22 protein-coding genes are annotated in these 17,939 nt (G+C 38.7%); 10 read left to right on the forward strand and 12 right to left on the reverse strand.

What is annotated here, in order from left to right; genetic code table 11:
- Positions 1–432: 432 nt before the first annotated feature.
- The 6 genes from ACIPKN_RS09665 to ACIPKN_RS09690 all read right to left on the reverse strand — a co-directional run bounded on the left by ACIPKN_RS09665 (position 433) and on the right by ACIPKN_RS09690 (position 6,007).
- Positions 433–1,683, reverse strand: a complete 1,251-nt coding sequence (locus ACIPKN_RS09665; RefSeq protein WP_400935496.1) for a thymidine phosphorylase — start codon at positions 1,681–1,683, stop codon at positions 433–435.
- 14 nt (positions 1,684–1,697) lie between these two features.
- Entirely contained in the window at positions 1,698–2,879 is a 1,182-nt protein-coding gene (deoB, locus tag ACIPKN_RS09670) for a phosphopentomutase (protein ID WP_400935498.1), read from the reverse strand.
- 85 nt (positions 2,880–2,964) lie between these two features.
- A complete protein-coding gene (gene xerD / locus ACIPKN_RS09675; protein WP_142507320.1) occupies positions 2,965–3,867 on the reverse strand; it encodes a site-specific tyrosine recombinase XerD in 903 nt (300 codons plus the stop codon).
- Positions 3,868–4,153: 286 nt separating this feature from the next.
- Positions 4,154–4,618, reverse strand: a complete 465-nt coding sequence (gene fur / locus ACIPKN_RS09680) for a ferric iron uptake transcriptional regulator (RefSeq protein WP_132363163.1) — start codon at positions 4,616–4,618, stop codon at positions 4,154–4,156.
- Positions 4,619–4,885: 267 nt separating this feature from the next.
- Positions 4,886–5,398, reverse strand: a complete 513-nt coding sequence (locus ACIPKN_RS09685) for a hypothetical protein (protein WP_400935501.1) — start codon at positions 5,396–5,398, stop codon at positions 4,886–4,888.
- A gap of 72 nt (positions 5,399–5,470) precedes the next feature.
- Positions 5,471–6,007 carry an NUDIX domain-containing protein gene (locus ACIPKN_RS09690; protein ID WP_400935503.1) on the reverse strand — a complete coding sequence of 179 codons (537 nt, stop codon included), beginning with the start codon at positions 6,005–6,007 and terminating at the stop codon, positions 5,471–5,473.
- A gap of 75 nt (positions 6,008–6,082) precedes the next feature.
- Between ACIPKN_RS09690 and ACIPKN_RS09695 the strand changes: the two genes are divergently transcribed.
- Together ACIPKN_RS09695 and ACIPKN_RS09700 are read left to right on the forward strand one after the other, a co-directional pair.
- Entirely contained in the window at positions 6,083–6,982 is a 900-nt protein-coding gene (locus ACIPKN_RS09695) for an aldo/keto reductase (protein WP_400935505.1), read from the forward strand.
- Positions 6,979–7,449, forward strand: a complete 471-nt coding sequence (locus tag ACIPKN_RS09700; protein ID WP_400935507.1) for a VanZ family protein — start codon at positions 6,979–6,981, stop codon at positions 7,447–7,449. Before ACIPKN_RS09695 ends, ACIPKN_RS09700 begins: the two co-directional genes overlap by 4 nt.
- A 26-nt stretch (positions 7,450–7,475) precedes the next feature.
- Here the strand turns inward: ACIPKN_RS09700 and ACIPKN_RS09705 are convergent, their stop codons facing one another.
- The 3 genes from ACIPKN_RS09705 to ACIPKN_RS09715 all read right to left on the reverse strand — a co-directional run bounded on the left by ACIPKN_RS09705 (position 7,476) and on the right by ACIPKN_RS09715 (position 9,731).
- Complete coding sequence (locus ACIPKN_RS09705) at positions 7,476–7,763, reverse strand: GNAT family N-acetyltransferase (protein ID WP_400935509.1); 288 nt, start codon at positions 7,761–7,763, stop codon at positions 7,476–7,478.
- 493 nt (positions 7,764–8,256) lie between these two features.
- A complete protein-coding gene (locus ACIPKN_RS09710) occupies positions 8,257–8,523 on the reverse strand; it encodes a YqkE family protein (RefSeq protein ID WP_132363177.1) in 267 nt (88 codons plus the stop codon).
- Between the two features lie 23 nt (positions 8,524–8,546).
- A complete protein-coding gene (locus ACIPKN_RS09715) occupies positions 8,547–9,731 on the reverse strand; it encodes an acetyl-CoA C-acetyltransferase (RefSeq protein ID WP_400935512.1) in 1,185 nt (394 codons plus the stop codon).
- 256 nt (positions 9,732–9,987) lie between these two features.
- Here ACIPKN_RS09715 and ACIPKN_RS09720 point away from each other — a divergent pair, with 256 nt between their 5' ends.
- The gene (locus ACIPKN_RS09720) at positions 9,988–10,959 is read left to right on the forward strand and encodes an alpha/beta hydrolase (RefSeq protein WP_400935514.1); all 972 of its coding nucleotides are present in this window, start codon (positions 9,988–9,990) and stop codon (positions 10,957–10,959) included.
- A 153-nt stretch (positions 10,960–11,112) separates the two neighbouring features.
- Here ACIPKN_RS09720 and ACIPKN_RS09725 read toward each other — a convergent pair whose 3' ends face one another.
- From ACIPKN_RS09725 to sirA, 3 genes are all read right to left on the reverse strand, one after another.
- Positions 11,113–11,616 carry an S-ribosylhomocysteine lyase gene (locus ACIPKN_RS09725; RefSeq protein ID WP_400935516.1) on the reverse strand — a complete coding sequence of 168 codons (504 nt, stop codon included), beginning with the start codon at positions 11,614–11,616 and terminating at the stop codon, positions 11,113–11,115.
- A gap of 254 nt (positions 11,617–11,870) precedes the next feature.
- The gene (locus ACIPKN_RS09730) at positions 11,871–12,089 is read right to left on the reverse strand and encodes a YneF family protein (RefSeq protein ID WP_132363185.1); all 219 of its coding nucleotides are present in this window, start codon (positions 12,087–12,089) and stop codon (positions 11,871–11,873) included.
- A gap of 101 nt (positions 12,090–12,190) precedes the next feature.
- Positions 12,191–12,616, reverse strand: coding sequence for a sporulation inhibitor of replication protein SirA (gene sirA / locus ACIPKN_RS09735; protein ID WP_049668606.1), 426 nt, complete (start codon positions 12,614–12,616; stop codon positions 12,191–12,193).
- A 284-nt stretch (positions 12,617–12,900) separates the two neighbouring features.
- Here sirA and ACIPKN_RS09740 point away from each other — a divergent pair, with 284 nt between their 5' ends.
- From ACIPKN_RS09740 to ACIPKN_RS09770, 7 genes are all read left to right on the forward strand, one after another.
- Positions 12,901–13,254 (forward strand): lmo0954 family membrane protein, encoded by a 354-nt coding sequence (locus ACIPKN_RS09740; protein ID WP_142507330.1) that lies wholly within the window; start codon positions 12,901–12,903, stop codon positions 13,252–13,254.
- A 15-nt stretch (positions 13,255–13,269) separates the two neighbouring features.
- On the forward strand, positions 13,270–13,908 hold the full coding sequence (locus ACIPKN_RS09745; protein WP_142507331.1) for a PspA/IM30 family protein: 639 nt from the start codon (positions 13,270–13,272) through the stop codon (positions 13,906–13,908).
- Between the two features lie 382 nt (positions 13,909–14,290).
- A complete protein-coding gene (locus ACIPKN_RS09750; protein WP_142507332.1) occupies positions 14,291–14,644 on the forward strand; it encodes a lmo0954 family membrane protein in 354 nt (117 codons plus the stop codon).
- A 15-nt stretch (positions 14,645–14,659) separates the two neighbouring features.
- Positions 14,660–15,298 carry a PspA/IM30 family protein gene (locus ACIPKN_RS09755; RefSeq protein ID WP_142507333.1) on the forward strand — a complete coding sequence of 213 codons (639 nt, stop codon included), beginning with the start codon at positions 14,660–14,662 and terminating at the stop codon, positions 15,296–15,298.
- A gap of 101 nt (positions 15,299–15,399) precedes the next feature.
- On the forward strand, positions 15,400–16,092 hold the full coding sequence (gene liaF / locus ACIPKN_RS09760; protein WP_400935519.1) for a cell wall-active antibiotics response protein LiaF: 693 nt from the start codon (positions 15,400–15,402) through the stop codon (positions 16,090–16,092).
- Positions 16,089–17,126, forward strand: coding sequence for a sensor histidine kinase (locus tag ACIPKN_RS09765; RefSeq protein ID WP_400935521.1), 1,038 nt, complete (start codon positions 16,089–16,091; stop codon positions 17,124–17,126). Before liaF ends, ACIPKN_RS09765 begins: the two co-directional genes overlap by 4 nt.
- Positions 17,101–17,733 (forward strand): response regulator transcription factor, encoded by a 633-nt coding sequence (locus ACIPKN_RS09770; protein WP_400935523.1) that lies wholly within the window; start codon positions 17,101–17,103, stop codon positions 17,731–17,733. The genes ACIPKN_RS09765 and ACIPKN_RS09770 overlap by 26 nt, the downstream gene beginning before the upstream one ends.
- The last annotated feature ends 206 nt before the right edge of the window (positions 17,734–17,939 follow it).

Raw genomic sequence — 17,939 nt, forward strand, 5'->3', positions numbered from 1 at the left:
TTCCATCATCCTGACCTCTTTCCGTCATTCCGACTCTTCTTTCCGTCACTTCGGCCTTTCTTCCCGTCGCTCAGACCCTTCCTTCCGTCACTCCGACTTTTCTTTCCGTCGCTTCGACTATTCTTTCCATCTTCCTGACCTCTTTCCGTCGCTTCGACTTTTCTTTCCATCGCCCTGACCTCTTTCCGTCGCTTCGACTTTTCTTTCCATCGCCCTGACCTCTTTCCGTCGCTTCGACTTTTCTTTCCATCGCTCAGACTCTTCCTTCCGTCGTTTCGACTGTTCTTTCCATCGCCCTGACCTCTTTCCGTCGCTTCGACTTTTCTTTCCATCGCTCAGACCCTTCCTTCCGCCACTTCAACTCCCCGCCTTTCCATAGAACAAAAAAAACGAGAACCCCCTTTATCAAAGAGAGTTCTCGCTTCATATTATTTATGCAATTGTATAAGCATTTAGTACTTTTTCCATTGTTTCCTCATCGATTTTACTATTCGAATATAAATAAGCAATCGTTTCGCCAGTACGAACATGGTCGCCTTTTTTGGCAATCAATTGAATACCAGCATCATAATCAAGCTCAGATTCCTTAGTTAATCGACCTGCACCAAGGCCAACACTAGCTTCTCCGATTAATAATGCATTAATCGTCCCTACAGTGCCTTCAGTAGGTGCATTGATAGCTACTTTATTTGCTGTGTCTTTTTGCACGATATCTGCTAAATCGCCACCCTGTGCTACGATAAATTCTTCAAATTTTGAAGCTGCTGAACCATCCTCTAACACTCGTTTAACAGCAGCTGTTGCTTCAGTCTCATTTACACCTGCTGCAACTTGGTACATAAGCGAAGAAATAATAATACATTCCTCAAGCAGATCCTCATGCGTTTCGTCCATACGTCCACTTAATAAAGCAAATGCTTCTACTACTTCAAGCTTATTACCAATCATTTTACCTAGTGGATTATCCATATCACTAATATGCGCAACTACTTTACGCCCTAGCTTTTCACCGATTGCAGTCATCGTATCAGCTAAAACCTGCGCTTCTTCTTGTGTTTTCATAAATGCACCTGAGCCACATTTGACATCGAGTACAATGCCGTCTGCACCACTTGCTATTTTCTTACTCATGATAGACGCGGCAATAAGTGGAGTGGAATCGACAGTACCTGTTACATCTCGCAATGCATATAATTTTTTGTCAGCCGGTACAAGATTACCTGTTTGACCAGCCACTGCAATTTTATGTTTATTGACATTGTCGATAAATTCTTGTGATGAAAGCTCTGTTTTAACGCCACGAATCGATTCTAATTTATCGATTGTACCACCTGTAATGCCTAGACCCTTACCACTAAATTTCGCCACTGGAATATCTAATGCAGCAATTATTGGCGTAACAATTAGTGTGACTTTATCGCCTACACCGCCTGTCGAGTGTTTATCAATTTTAAAACCTTCAATAGATGATAAATCAATAATGTCTCCAGATTCTATCATTGCTTTTGTTAAATAAAATGTTTCATCATATGTCATACCTAATAAACGAATTGCCATTAGAAGGGAGCTTGCTTGATAATCAGGAATTACACCAGTAGTGTAACCCTCTACAAAATATTGAATTTCAGCCTGTGATAGCTCCTTGCCTTGCTTTTTCTTTTCAAATAGTTGCGCCATATTCATATCGAAAATCCCCCTTACTTCAGATTATTTAAGAAGCTTTTACCAAACTCTGGTGCTTCTACTTTGAAGTTTTCAGCAACTGTTGCAGCAATATCTGCAAAAGTTTCACGTAGTGCTAGCTCACTACCACCATTAAAGCGTGGTGAATAGACAATTAACGGTACATATTCACGTGTATGATCTGTCCCATGGAATGTTGGATCATTACCGTGGTCCGCCGTAATGATTAGTAGATCATCTTCTGTCATTGCCTCAGTAATTTCAGGTATACGTGCATCAAATTCTTGGAGTGCGTTACCATAACCTAGTGGGTCACGACGATGTCCAAAATTCGCATCAAAGTCCACTAAGTTTAAGAAGCTTATACCATGGAAATCACGGCGTACTACCTCTGCAAACTTATCCATACCATCCTTATTATTTTTCGTACGTACTGCATCAGTGACACCTTCACCGTTGAAGATATCAGAAATTTTTCCGATTGCTATAACATCTAAACCTGCATCCTTTAAGACATTCATCGTTGTGCGACCAAATGGCTTTAACGCATAGTCGTGACGATTAGATGTACGCGTGAAGTTTCCTGGTGTACCAACAAATGGACGAGCAATAACACGGCCAACTAAATATTCTGGTTGTAATGTTAACTCACGAGCAATTTCACAAATTTTATATAATTCCTCTAGTGGAATAATTTCTTCATGTGCAGCAATTTGCAAAACAGGGTCAGCAGATGTATAGACAATAATCGCTCCTGTCTCCATATGCTCCTTGCCGAAGTCCTCGATTACTTGTGTTCCGCTTGCAGGTTCATTGCATAGGACTTTGCGGCCTGTACGTTTTTCTAGCTCTGCAATAAGTTCAGCCGGGAATCCCTCTGGATACACTTTAAACGGTTTATCAATATTTAACCCCATGATTTCCCAATGACCTGTCATAGTATCTTTACCAACAGATGCTTCTTGCATTTTTCCGTAATATGCTTTTGGTTTGTCGGTAGCTTGCATACCTTGTAATAGTTCAATGTTTGCTAAGCCGAAAGACTCCATATGTGGCATTGTAAGCCCATTCATTTTTTCAGCGATATGTCCTAGAGTATGTGAACCTACATCTCCAAAATTAGCTGCGTCTGGAGCTTCACCAATTCCAACTGAGTCCAATACTGCTACATGGATTTTTTTAAATGGTTTATTCATAATTTTGCCTCCTAATCTCATGTCTCTATTTTACCAAAAAACAGCGAAAAATAAAGGTCAGACCTCCGACTGATAAATTTCTCACTTAAGCGCGTGGATGAAATTGTTTATAAACCTCTGATAGTCGGGACTTACTAATATGTGTATAAATTTGTGTTGTGGAAATATCGGCATGTCCAAGCATCTCTTGCACTGCTCGTAAATCCGCACCATTCTCCACTAAATGTGTTGCAAAGGAATGACGTAATGTATGTGGCGTTAATTCATGTTGGATGCCTGCTTTTAAAGCATGCTCCTTCATTAATTTCCAACAACCTTGCCTTGTTAAACGTTTTCCTCTTTGATTGATAAAAAAAGCTTCTGTTTTTGGAGATTTCCCTTGTAATTGACTTCGTGCGCCATCTAAATAAGTACTTAATGCAGAAAGAGCGCTTTTTCCAAGGGGAATGATACGCTCCTTGCCTCCCTTACCAAAAACGCGTACGAAGCCCATTGTTAAGTGAATATCTGCTAAATCCAATGCAATCAGCTCACTAATGCGCATCCCTGACCCATATAATAGCTCTAGCATTGCCACATCGCGAATGCCCTGCGGTTTGCTGCGATTTGGTGCCATTAATAGCGCTTCTATTTCTTCTATAGAGAGGACATTTGGTAGCTTTTGCTCAATAGTCGGCATTTCTAAATGGACTGTCGGATCTGTTTCTGCTCGCTTTTCTCGGAGTAAAAATTGATGGAAACTGCGAATGGAGGAGATATGGCGGGCAACAGTACGACTTGTCTTTCCTTGCATACGCAACTGCTCTAAATGACGCAAAATGGTCGTTCTTTCCACTTTACGAAAATCAGACATCCCCTCCACTTCTCGTAAAAAATTCGCGTAATTTTCTAAGTCTCGGCGATAGGATGCTAATGTATTATCGGATAATTGTCGTTCTACTTGGATAAAATGGATATAATCCTCTATTGCATATTGAAATTCATTCATCACAGCGCCCCCCTTTACAATCTATTATCTTTCATAATAACATGTTCAATAAACCAAATGCTTTCTCTACAAAGAAAAACCTCCCTTCACTTCAAAACATTAGGGAAGCAGTTTATTTTATTTTTTCAATTGATACGATTGCAAAAAATACCAGCGGCAAAACGTATATGCTACTGATTGAAAATTTTTTTATCATTACAGATATCCAAGACCACATAAAACAACAAAATTTTACTAATAAAAAAAGATGCCCCAAAAAGTCATAAAACTTTTTGGAACATCTTTTTTATTTTTCTTCTGATACCTCGTCGTTTTTATCATGACAGCGCCAGCAAATGCCGTGGAAAGTTAGTCGGTGATCCTTTATGATAAAGTTCCAACGTTTTTCAACAACGGCTTCCACATCTTCAAGTAAATCTTCCTGAATTTCATCAACTGCACCACATTCGATACAAACTAGATGATGGTGGAAATGCGCAGCTCCCTCTTGGCGTAGATCATAGCGCGAAACGCCATCGCCAAAGTTGATTTTGTCGACAATTTTGAGCTCAGTTAGTAATTCTAACGTTCTATAGACAGTCGCAAGACCAATTTCCGGTGCCTTTTCTTTTACTAAAAGATAAACATCTTCTGCACTCAGGTGATCTTCCTCGTGCTCAAGCAGTACAGCAACTGTTGCTTCTCGCTGCGGCGTCAGCTTATAACTAGCACTATGCAACTGTTTTTTTATACGATCAATTCGGCTCTCCATGTGACGCCCCCCTAAACTCTTTCCATTATACCAAAGGAGTAAATCCTATTACAAGATAGTGAGTAGATTTCGAATATGCTTTTGTATGTTTTTACCTAATGCTAAATTTCTATAGCTCATCACCATAACATGTGGTTGATTTCCATTCTGACTGGGCGCTTTCCTGGGGGCGTCCAGTCTTCACTCTCATCAACGTTATAAAAGGTATACGTTTTAACAAATGCCATCCACAACCTTTGGTGATGAGCCATTTTCATGTTGTATTTATCAATTTAATACATAAGAAATAACAATAAACTCAGCAACTATTATGATGAAAAATGCGATAAAATTCAACAAAATTGTCCGACCATGTATCATTTTCCCGATTTTTCTCTTTGACCATGCTGGTACAAGTAAATTGCATAGGTTTAGCAACAATATACAATAGATGAGCTGAAATGGAAACCACCAAATCGTATAAACCCAGAAAGCTTCAAGCTTCTGTAATAAAAAAACGGAGCTAAAGCCAAAAAAGGTAGCACGTATCGCCACTGTTACACGTACTAGTACCTTCAGGACACTATGTGTTGCAAGCAATAGTACAAGCGCTATTGAAATAGCAACAGGCAACACTAAACGAATTAGAGAATGCCTGTCCCCATTTGTTAATCGAGGCTCTATAAATGAAATAAAAGGCTCTGCATTCGGCCCACCAATAATATGAAATAAGATAACGCCACAAACAAAACTCATAGCAATAATGGAAGCGTGATAAAATATAGACACCGTACGAGACATAAACATGCTCCTTTTCTATCAAGGTTTGTACAGCTTATGCTCGTCCGCTTCTATTATGCTAAAGATATTTTCTTATTGTGTCGCGAGCCAAAGTACTGCAAACGCTGTCTTGGCGTCGAATATACGCTCATCTGCAACCATTTGCCCCGCTTCTTCCAACGAAACTTCTAATAGTTCGACAAATTCATCCTCATCTAGCTCTGCTTTGTTTTCAATTTTATATAAATCCTTTGCCACAAATAGATGGATGATCTCGTCTGCGAAGCCTGGGGATGTTGCAAACGCTTGTAAATAAGTGAAGTTTTGTGCACCGTAGCCTGTTTCTTCCTCTAATTCGCGGCGCGCGGTTACAATCGGCTCCTCACCAGGTTCTAGCTTACCAGCTGGAATTTCAATAATTGAACGCTCTAAAGCTTTGCGATATTGCTCCACTAAAACTAATTTGCCTTCATCGGTAACAGCTATAACTGCAACTGCGCCTGGATGCTTAATAATCTCCCTTTTTGCAACATTACCATTCGGTAAAGTGACATCATCAACCTGGAGTTTCACAATTTTCCCGTCATAAATGGGTGTAGTCTTTGTCGTTTTTTCCTCAAACTTTTTCATTGACATAACCTCGCTTGTTCTTCAGATATGTTCATTGTACCATTACAAGTAGAGAAATCGAAGGAGGGCATTGGCATGAAAAAAAGACAGCTTGGCTCAAGTGAATTGTTTATTTCAGAAATTAGTTTAGGGGGCATGTCTCTTTCGACAGATAAGAAAAAGGCTGCTGAAATCGTTGCTATGGCACTAGATGCTGGCATTAATTACATCGATACAGCCGATTTATATGATTTTGGATTAAATGAAGAAATGATTGGCTCTATTTTAGGGAAACGCCGTCAAGATGTTATAGTCGCTACGAAAGTTGGGAATCGATGGACAGAAGGTGTAGAAGGCTGGCATTGGGATGCATCTCCGTCTTATATAAAGGAAGCTCTACACGCTAGCTTAAAACGACTAGGAACTGACTATATTGATGTTTATCAATTACATGGTGGGACGATTGAGGACAATTGGGATGGCATTATCGACACTTTTGAAGAGTTGAAAAAGAATGGATTGATTCGAGAATATGGTATTTCCTCTATTCGACCAAATGTACTAAAGCGTTTTTTACCAGCAAGCTCTGCAAAAAGTGTCATGATGCAATACAGTGCTTTAGACCGTCGACCAGAAGAATGGCTCGATTTTATTGCAAGTGAAGGGGCTTCTGTTGTAACACGCGGGACTGTTGCAAAAGGTTTACTAACAAATAGCTGGAAAGAACGTTTACAACGTGTCAACCGCTTTAACACATATACAGCGGACGAATTAACAGCAGTATTAACAGGCTTATCTTCACATTATGACGATTTACATGCGCTAGCTATCGCCTTTAATCTAAAGGAACCTACTATAGCCTCGACAGTGATTGGTGCAAGCTCACAGGAACAGCTGGCTCAAACACTCGCTGCCTATGAAAAAATTGCTTCAATAATAGATTTTAAAGCAGTAAAAGAGCTAACAAAAGCCGATCAATATATGGAGCACCGATGAAAAAATGGCTTATCCTATTAGCGTTTTTAGTAATACTTGCGATCTCCTCTAGTATGACCTATGAACAACAGTCTATTATTCCTGAATTGGAGCAAGTATTAGCAAATAAACCGTTTGAAAAGCAATTATCCGTTTTCAAAATTCCTTATTGGGACACAGTTGTTTCTGTTGAAGAACGTGGTTACTTTAAGTTTGTAGAATTTTTAATTCGGAAATTAACACATTTTGTTGGATTCGGCTGCATTGCACTTGGCATTTACTTTGCATGGGGAAAACGTCGGTTCGCCGCAGGTGTCGCTATTGCTGGGACAGCTCTTATAGCAATGCTTGATGAAATGCGTCAAAGCTTTACACCAGAACGTATGATGAGCGGACAGGATGTTATGTTGGATACAGCTGGAGCGATTGTTTTTGTTGGGATGGCAGTGTTGGTGAGGAAGATATTTAATAGACAAAGGGCGCGTTAAAAGCACCCTTTGTCTATTAATTGATGTCATTCGAATCTCCAGAAATATAGTTCTTCAGATTCTGAATATAACGTTGCACCAGCTTTTTGTAATACTCTGTGTGAGGCAATATTATTTTTATTAGTGTCGGCCATCACATACTTAACATTAGATTGACGTAGTAACCAATCTTTCATCACCCTAACAGTTTCCGTCATGTATCCCTTTCCTTGATATTGCGGAAATGTATAGTATCCGATTACGACTTCACCATGCTCATTCGGTAGACCTTTTAACATAATGCCACCGACGATACAGTTTTTTTCTTTCGACACGATTAACCAATTCGTGTACCAAATATAATTTCCCTCATCTTCTAATACTTTAGATAGTCTACTTCAAAGCATGTCTTAGTTCTTCATCAAGAAAAACTTCTTTACTATTTACTGACAACTCTATTTCCAATGTCATTTCTTCATGAATTAGTAAGTCTAAATACTTTAATGGGATTAATCTTAATCTTGTAGTGCTTAATTCAAACATTTTTTTCTCTCTTATCATAGATTATAACTAAACTATTAAGAGATATATGTATTGGCAGCGTCTCCCGTTTTTTTATTTTTAAATTAATTTAGGATCATCACCATAAAGTGAGGTTGATTTCCGTTTAGTCTAGGTGCTTTCCTGGGGGCGTCCGATGATTCCCAAGGAGTCACTCAGTCTCCACTCCAATCATACGTTTTAACATACCAATAAAATTGAGTATAAATCATTCCGATAAAACATAAAAAACAGTGAATCCGTATTATTTGGATTCACTGTTTCTCTTTAGAATTTCGAGCCTTTATCGCCGTATTCGTTTAGTAGTTCTTCAAACGATTTGTTTTTTTCACGTTGTTTGCGCTCAAAAGCTAGCTTTGCTTGGCGCTCTTCTTCAGCGGCTTGTTCTTTCGCTGTTAAATCTTGCTTTGCAGCTTTTAGTTTGGCTAGCACGTCACCGCCTAGTTGATCGGCTAATGTCACTGCCTCCTGCTTTGGTAGACTAGCTGTTACGCTACTATCTACACGTTGCTGCTGTTTTCGTTTTTTTCCCATTGCATTTCACCTTCTTATTCACTTCAAGGACGCTTGACAACTGTTGCTACGCCTTGTCCACCACCGATACATAGTGTTGCGAGACCTGTTTTTGCATCACGCTTTTCCATCTCGTGTAAAAGCGTTACTAAAATACGTGCTCCACTTGCACCAATTGGGTGACCAAGAGCAATTGCGCCCCCGTTCACATTTAGTTTATCATGATTAAAGCCTAGTTCGCGATCTACAGCGATAGATTGAGCTGCAAAAGCTTCATTTGCCTCAATTAAATCAATATTATCTAACGTTACATCAGCTTTTGCCAATACTTTCTTTACGGCCGTTACAGGGCCAGTTCCCATAATAGCTGGATCAACACCCGCGCTTGCATTCGCTGTAATTAGTGCGATTGGTCGAATACCTAACTCGTCCGCTTTTTCTTTCGACATGACAACGACAGCCGCTGCACCATCGTTAATGCCCGATGCATTTGCTGCTGTTACAGAGCCATCCTTTTTAAAGGCAGGTCGTAGTTTTGATAGCGACTCAGCTGTAACGCCTTGACGCGGGAATTCATCTTTATCAAAAATAAGAGGATCGCCCTTGCGCTGAGGAATTTCCACTGCTACGATTTCTTCGTTAAACTTCCCTGCCGCCATTGCCGCTTCTGCACGTTGTTGTGAACGTGCCGCAAAGGCATCTTGTTCCTCTCGAGAAATCTCATAGGCATCACATAAATTTTCAGCTGTAACGCCCATATGATAGTCATTGAAGGCACACCATAATCCGTCATGAATCATCGTATCGACTACTTTTTGATCCCCCATGCGGAAGCCTTCTCGTGCATTTTTTAAGACATATGGTGCCTGGCTCATATTTTCAAAGCCACCTGCAACGACAATATTCGCATCACCTGCTAAAATGGCTTGTGTCGCTAAGTGAACCGCTTTTAGTCCTGAGCCACAAACTTTATTAATCGTTAATGCAGATACTTCATGTGGTAAGCCTGCTGCAATGGCTGCTTGGCGAGCTGGATTTTGACCAAGTCCAGCCGATAAGACATTCCCCATAATGACCTCGTCAACTTGTTCACCTGCTACACCAGCACGTGCTAATGCATCTTTAATAACAATACTCCCTAAGTTTGTTGCTGGTACGTCCTTTAATGTTCCTTGGAATGCACCAATAGCTGTACGTACAGCACTTACTATTACTACCTCTTTCGTCATAAACATTCTCCCCTTTTCCCCGTTCAAAAATGAACACTGCATGCATATGCTACTAGCAGATATATCTATTTTAACAAATATTTTGACGATTTTCGATAACAGAAATAATCGCAGTTTTGCTAAAGATAATGTAAAATGTTGACGTGTTTTAAACAATCTCAGTTGGGAACATTACAATTAAGAAAAGGGCATACATACGAGTGACGTCGCTTGTATGCCAAGACAACAAAAGAAACAGGACGTGGAGGTGTTAATAATGAAAAAGAAAATGCTGTTATTTTCAGGTATAACAACGACGATTGCCGCAGCAGCAACTGGTCTGTTCGGCTTCGCGCTTTCCAATAAATTAATGTACATTAAGCAAAAGGATCCTGAATTTGTTCGCGAACGTGAAACCACTGCTAAACGTTTTGATGAAGCTTGGTACAATAAAAATTTAAAATGTGAATTAAATATTGACTCGCCAAATGGCTATACAATCCGCGGCATTATGTTTCAGCCATTGGAAACAAATAATACCATCATTATTTGCCATGGCGTAACAGAAAATAAAATCAACTCCGTCAAATATGCTCGACTTTTTGAACGCCTTGGTTACAATTCCGTTATTTTTGACCATCGCAGACATGGGGAGACAGGTGGAAAAACGACTAGCTACGGCTATTATGAAAAAAATGACCTTGATGCAGTAGTCAAAACGATAAAGGCCATGATTGGCGAAGATGCCATTCTTGGTATCCATGGTGAATCGATGGGTGCCGCAACAATGTTACTATATGCAGGAACTATAGAGGATGGTGCGGATTTCTATATTTCTGATTGTGCGTTTTCTGATTTTTCAATGCTGCTGAAACAAATTGCGAAGACAGAATTTAAATACGGCTCGATTATTCCAATTCGTTTTGCAGATTTTTTTGTCCGCTTACGAGACGGTTACTCCTTTAAAAGCGTGACACCTTCTGAGGCGGTGACAAATATCGAAAAGCCTGTGCTCTTTATCCATAGTATTCCGGACACATTTATCCCAGCTTCCATGTCACTGGATTTATACAATAAAAAAACTGGTCCTAAAAAACTGAAGCTATTTGATAAAGGTGCTCATGCACAATCCTTTAATGAAAATATGGCTGAATACGAGGATTTAATCCATGACTTTTTAGAAAATTTCATTTACCAAAAAATTAATCGTGATTCTTCTTCATCTAATGTCATTCCATTTCATTTTTAAAAACGAGGGATTGATTATCTTTCCGATTGGTGGCTTCTGATGAACAGCTTCACTCTCGCTCCAAGGCTCACCTTGGACAGAAATAATTACAAAGATTTTTTAGCCATTTTAGACACCATGAAAAACCTTGCATACGCAAGGTTTTTCAATCTTTTATTCAGCAAAAACAATATGCCATTCATCACGTTTGGCTAAAAATTCTTTGGCTAACGCTTGTGCACCTTCTAGACTATGGCTAGCTGCCCAGCCGCATTGCACTTCATTGCATGCTGGGACTGCAGTGGCCTTTGTTACATCTGTAAATGTTTTTTCTAAAATATTCAATAAGTCTTCATAATCATTGTGATTTATTAGCGATACATAGAAGCCTGTTTGGCAACCCATTGGACTGAAATCAACAATATGGTCTGAATAATTGCGGATAATGTCAGCAGATAAATGCTCTAGGGAATGTAATGCAGGCATTTCCATATGCTCTTTATTTGGCTGTTTAAATCGAATATCATATTTGTACACTTCATCGCCATTTTTTCCTGTTTTAACACCCGCTAAACGTACATATGGCGCTTTTACTTTCGTATGATCTAAATCAAAGCTTTCAACATTTGTTTTTTCTTTCTGCAATACAAACAACTCCTTTATATAGAATATTTCCATTATAACTAGTTTTCCGATAGATTTATATGGTTTTTAACGAATTATTCAAATAATTTATAAAAATCAATTTTATCTCAGCATAATTGTTGCTGTCGCTTCGCTTTCGCACAGAAAAACATTTGTTGCTGTCGCTTCGCTTTCGCACAGAAAAACATTTGTTGCTGTCGCTTCGCTTTCGCACAGATAGTATTCGCTATAAGAAGTTAAAAAAACAACCAGTCCTGGCTTGGACTAGTTGCTCTTTAAAATTCCAATTACTTTTGGAATTTATTCATTTGTGACATCATTTGACGTACTTGCTTTTCAGACGGCGTACGACCCATCTGCGCCATCATCATACGAATCATTTGTTCGTTAATTGGTGGGTTCTCTTTTAAATATTTCATCATAGCTTGGCGAGCTAAATAGAAACCAAGTGCCGCGCCCGCTGCTAATGCGATAATTACGATAATAATCCAGCCCCATGTAGGCATACAACCAACCTCCTCCACTACAATATATACCGAGAAAAAACTCTCCACGCTCCATTATACACGAAATATTAGCGTGTTACTATATATTGTAGTGAATTTTCCTAATGCATTGTATACTTCATTGGCTTTAACCACCCACACTCATTATCTTGTTTATTAAATGCAATAAAGCGCTCGCTCATCTTCGCAAGCATTTGGAATAGATCCAAATCAAGCATTCGTGAACCCTCACAATAAACACAAATTTTGCGTTCCACTAAATAAATAGCCATTTTTCCTTTTATAGGATGTTCTAAAAATAAAGCATTACGAGCTCTCTCTAAATGTGCATACTTGGAATCTAGTTGCGCCTCAAGCATCGTAGCAATCTCATCGAAACGTACGCTTTCACATATATATGCAAGCTCTTTTAAGGATTTCTCGTTAGCGTCTTCACAGCCTTGCATCATTTCTAATAACTTACGCTCTCTGCCGAATATAAACGTTAAATGCTCTTCTTTTATTTTATATATGGAATAGGTTCTCACTAGAAATCCTCCTTCGCTCATTGCTTTTTCATAAGTATAGCTCATCCAAACTTTTTAATTTGTCAAACGAAGGAGGCATTCATCTTCTATTTTTGTCGAAAACTTTCTACTTTCCGTTCTATCAAATGCTTTATGGCTAATTAAGTTTTTACAATTTCAAGCTTCTTTTATAGTACTTAGAATATTCTCAGCCTCAAGACCTAGAGTAAAATCAATTTCCAGTCCGTTTTAGCAAAGCTTTCTAATAGGTAATATAAAGGTATCAACGAAAGGAGCTAAAAAATATGAGAAAATTTTTTCTACTAATAGGAGGCTTTATCGCAGGATGTGTTGCACTTGCTTTAACTGGACCACTTGCAGGTCTACTATTTTCTGGATTGTTTGTAGCACTCGGTATGCACTTTTACACTTCAAGTAAATCGACATTCGGCAAAATCTTGTGGTTTACAGTAGGTCTGATTGGTGTGCTATCAGCAATATCTAATATCCCAGCAATGGTTGGTTTAGCAGCAATCGCTGTCATCTATGTTATCTATAAAAAATGGAATGGCGAAGATGTAAAAATCCCAACAATTGAAGCTAAAGAAGAAGATCCATTTAAAAACTTTGAAAAAGAATGGTCTAACTTAACAAAATAAAAGGAGCGAATTTACATGAACTTATTTCAACGTTTTAAATATACAGTAGAGGCAGATTTACATCAGTTATTTGATAAGAAAGAACAAAAAAATCCAATTGCGATGTTGAACCAATACATTCGCGAAGCAGAAAAACAAACAGAGCAAACTGGAAAATTATTAGAGCGTCAAGGTCAGTTAAAAGAAAAACTAGAGCAGGAATTTAAACAAAATGCTGAATTACTAGCTAAACGTGAGGCTCAATTAAAATTAGCTACTACTAGCGGGGAGCAAGATTTAATCGATTTCGCTTCTGATGAAGTTACTGCATACACAGCACGTAACAATACATTACAAGCTAGTATTGAAGCAAGTACACGTGAATACTTCGAACTTGAACGCAAATTTGAAACGATGAAACACAAAATTAAAGATATGAAAGTGCGTCAATTACAGCTAATGGGTAAAGAAAACGTCACACGCGCTCACCATCAAATGGACGGTATGATTGCTAAAAACAATAAAACCAACTTTGAAGATTTAGAATCGTATATCGATAAGCTTGCTTACCAAATCGACAAAGATCATGAAGTAACATCTTTCGAGTCTCGTCTTGCCCAGCTAGAAAAAAATGTCGCAGAAGATAACACACCACTGCTAATTGAAAATAAATAAGAGTAAGGGATGCCTCAATTATTGAAGCATCCCTTTTCTTTTAAAAAACTTTTGATGATGACCTAAAAGAGATAGAGAAAATAATTTTAATAAAAAATTGTAAATAGAAAGTGTTTTAGTCCTATGATTAAGATATGTATTGATCGCTCATTTCTTTTTCATACGTATAGGTCATCACTACTCTTTAATTTGTAAAACTAAGGAAGCTTTCATCTTCTATTTTCGGTTCTATCAAATACTTTATCTTTTACCAATTTAGCTTCTTCTATAGTGCTTAGATTACTTTCAGCCTCAAGACCTAGAGTAAAATCAATTCCCAGTCCGTTTTAGCAAAGCTCTCTAATAGGTAATATAAAGGTATCAACGAAAGGAGCTAAAACATATGAGAAAATTTTTTCTATTAATCGGAGGCTTTATCGCAGGATGTGTTGCACTTGCTTTAACCGGACCGCTTGTAGGTCTACTATTTTCTGGATTGTTTGTAGCACTCGGTATGCACTTCTACACTTCGAGTAAATCGACATTCGGTAAAATTTTATGGGTTACAGTGGGTCTGATTGGAGTTCTATCAGCAATATCTAATATCCCAGCAATGATTGGTTTAGCAGCAATCGCTATCATCTATGTTATCTATAAAAAATGGAACAATGAAGATGTAAAAATCCTAACAATTGAAGCTAAAGAAGAAGATCCGTTTACAAACTTTGAAAAAGAATGGTCTAACTTAACAAAATAAAAGGAGCGAATTTACATGAACTTATTTAAACGTTTTAAATATACAATTGAGGCTGATTTACATCATGCATTTGATAAGAAGGAACAAAAAAATCCAATTGCGATGTTAAATCAATATATTCGTGAGGCAGAAAAACAAACAGAGCAAACAGGAAAATTATTAGAGCGTCAAGGTCAATTAAAGGAAAAACTAGAGCAAGAATTTAAGCAAAATGCAGATTTACTAGCTAAACGTGACGCTCAACTAAAATTAGCTACTACTAGTGGAGAGCAAGATTTAATCGATTTTGCCTCTGATGAAGTAGCTGCTTATACAGCACGTAACAATACATTACAAGCTAGTATTGAGGCAAGTACACGTGAATACTTCGAGCTTGAACGCAAATTTGAAACGATGAAACACAAAATTAAAGATATGAAAGTGCGTCAATTACAGCTTATGGGCAAAGAAAACGTCACTCGCGCTCACCATCAAATGGACAGTATGATTGCTAAAAACAATAAAACAAACTTTGAGGATTTAGAATCATACATCGATAAGCTCGCTTACCAAATCGACAAAGATCATGAAGTAACATCTTTCGAGTCTCGTCTGGCACAACTCGAAAAAAATGCTGCAGAAGATAACGCGCCACTGCTAATTGAAAACAAATAACATGTTATAATGAAAGAAATGCGCCATATTTAGAGGCGCATTCTTTCCGTTTTGAAATAGAGGGACCCATTCCCTCTCTTATACTCTTAGTAGAAAGAAGGGTGACCCTCTTGCAAAATTTCACAACTAATAAGCTCACATTTTTAGTACTATGCTTCTTTTTACTCGTTTTTGTGGAGCTTACAATCTTTAATAACGGTGGCGCCTTTTGTCTTTTGATTGGGGTAGGACTTCTTTATTTAAGTTTCTCGAAAAAAAATCGTTTCTTTAAATGGACAGGAATTTTCTTTATCTCGATTGCACTCTTTACGATGTGGAGTTTACGCTTATTTATTGTCATCATTCTCTTATATATGCTCTATCAATACTTGAAAAGAGAAAACGAAGCCAAAGTTGTTGGTTCGGAGCTTTTCGAAAAACTTCCTGCTACGAAAAACGAATTATTCGGTACAATGCCTGCACCATTAGATGCCTACAAATGGCAAGATGTTCAAATTCAGCGACTTGCAGGTGACATTACGATTGATACTACACAAACAATTTTGCCTACCGGCACAAGTATCATTACGATTCGTCAAGGCATTGGTAAGGTTCAAATTTATATCCCATATGAAATTCCATTTCGCTTACACTATACGACATTGTTTGGTGAGATAAAATGCCTAAATGTTGGACCGCAACGCATACTCAATGAAAGTGTAAATTTTTCAGATGGAAACCCTGAGGATGCAAAACGTATACTTGTGATACATGTTGCAACATGGCTTGGGGACTTGGAGGTGCTACGTAAATGATTGCCTTTATCTCAAGAATATTTACTATACTTTTTATGTTGATGAGTGCTGTATTCGGCCTTCTTGTCGCTGTTTGGGGCGAGCCAAACGAGAAAACATGGGAGCCATTATGGCAGCAGAATTATAATAATATCCCACTCGGTGGGTTTATTGTTGTCATTCTTTTTGCGCTTAGTTTACTGATTGCAAGTTGGATTAGTATGACAGCCCGCGCAAGAGAGGCTCAGGCAACCAAAATCGTGAAACAATTAGTTGAACCTGATTTTGTATTACCTAAAAAACAGCCTTTACCAAAACCTTTGAAAAAAGCTTTAGTTCAAACAAGTGAATTAATCGATACCCAACGAAAAAGCTTACAGCGCTTATCCAATGAACGTGCAGAAGCTAATGATAAAATTATTCAGGAGCGAATTATTGCTGAACGTCAACGCCTTGCTCGCGAGCTCCATGACTCTGTATCACAGCAATTATTCGCAGCTTCGATGTTGCTTTCCGCATTGACCGAAACTGATGAAAATGCTCCAAGATTAAAGCAAGTCGAAAAAGTTGTACAACAGGCACAACTTGAAATGCGCGCATTATTATTACATTTGCGTCCAGTAGCTTTGCATAATAAAACGCTGGCACAAGGTCTTGAGGAGCTCATTATTGAGCTGCAGCAGAAGGTATTTTTTCATATTGAATATGAGCTTGAGGAAATGTCGTTATCCAAAGCGGAGGAGGATCATTTATTCCGCATTGCACAGGAGGCGTTATCCAATACGCTACGCCATGCAAAAGCGAGCGAAGTTGAATTACTGCTCGTTGCCCGCGATGATTTAGCCATTTTACGTATTCAGGACAATGGCCTCGGCTTTGATGTCGAAGCTGATAAATCTACTTCTTATGGACTGCAAAACATTGCCGAGCGCGCGGTAGAGATTGGCTGTACGTACAAAATTGTATCCGTACCTGGAGAAGGTACAATTGTAGAGGTTAAAATTCCACTACAAAAGGAGGTTGAAGTGAATGATTCAAGTGTTAATAGTGGATGACCACGAGATGGTGCGTATCGGTGTTTCTGCCTATTTGTCAGCACAACAAGATATCACTGTTGTAGGAGAAGCTGAAAATGGTAAAGAGGCAGTGGAACGTGCTCTTGAGCTGCGTCCAGACATTATTTTAATGGACAATGTGATGCCCGTCATGACAGGAGCTGAAGCGACAGCTGAAATTTTAGCTGCATGGCCAGAAGCAAAAATTATGATGGTGACAAGTTTTTTAGATGATGACAAAGTCTACCCTGCATTAGAGGCTGGTGCAGTCAGCTATATTTTAAAAACGTCAAATGCGAAGCAAATCGCCGATGCCATTCGAAAAACAATGGGCGGCGAAACCGTTTTAGAGCCAGAAGTAACATCAAAAATGATGCATCGCATGCGCCACGGCTCTAGTACTCCACTGTATGAGCAGCTAACCGAGCGCGAAATGGAAGTATTATTGCTAATGGCTAAAGGCAAAGCCAATCAGGAAATCGCCGATGACTTATACATTGCTTTAAAAACCGTAAAAACACATGTCAGCAATATTTTAGCGAAGCTTGATGTTCAAGATCGCACACAAGCAGTTGTCTACGCTTTTCAAAACGGGCTTGCGAAGTAGTTTTTCTTAGGTCGTTTGGTTTATTAGCGATTTTGCTGGGGTTATCAGCGATGAAAGATTTGAAGCGGCGGGATTTCGGGTTTTAGCGGCGTTCTTCCTTTGGTTAGCGGTGCAACTCACACTTTTAGCGGCGAATTCCAACATAAGCTGGACAATTTTACAAAACTAAAGTCAGAGTTGAAGAACATTGTATAGAATTTTACACA

Source organism: Lysinibacillus sp. NPDC086135, from assembly GCF_044746345.1.
In the GTDB taxonomy this organism is placed as follows: Bacteria; Bacillota; Bacilli; order Bacillales_A; family Planococcaceae; genus Lysinibacillus.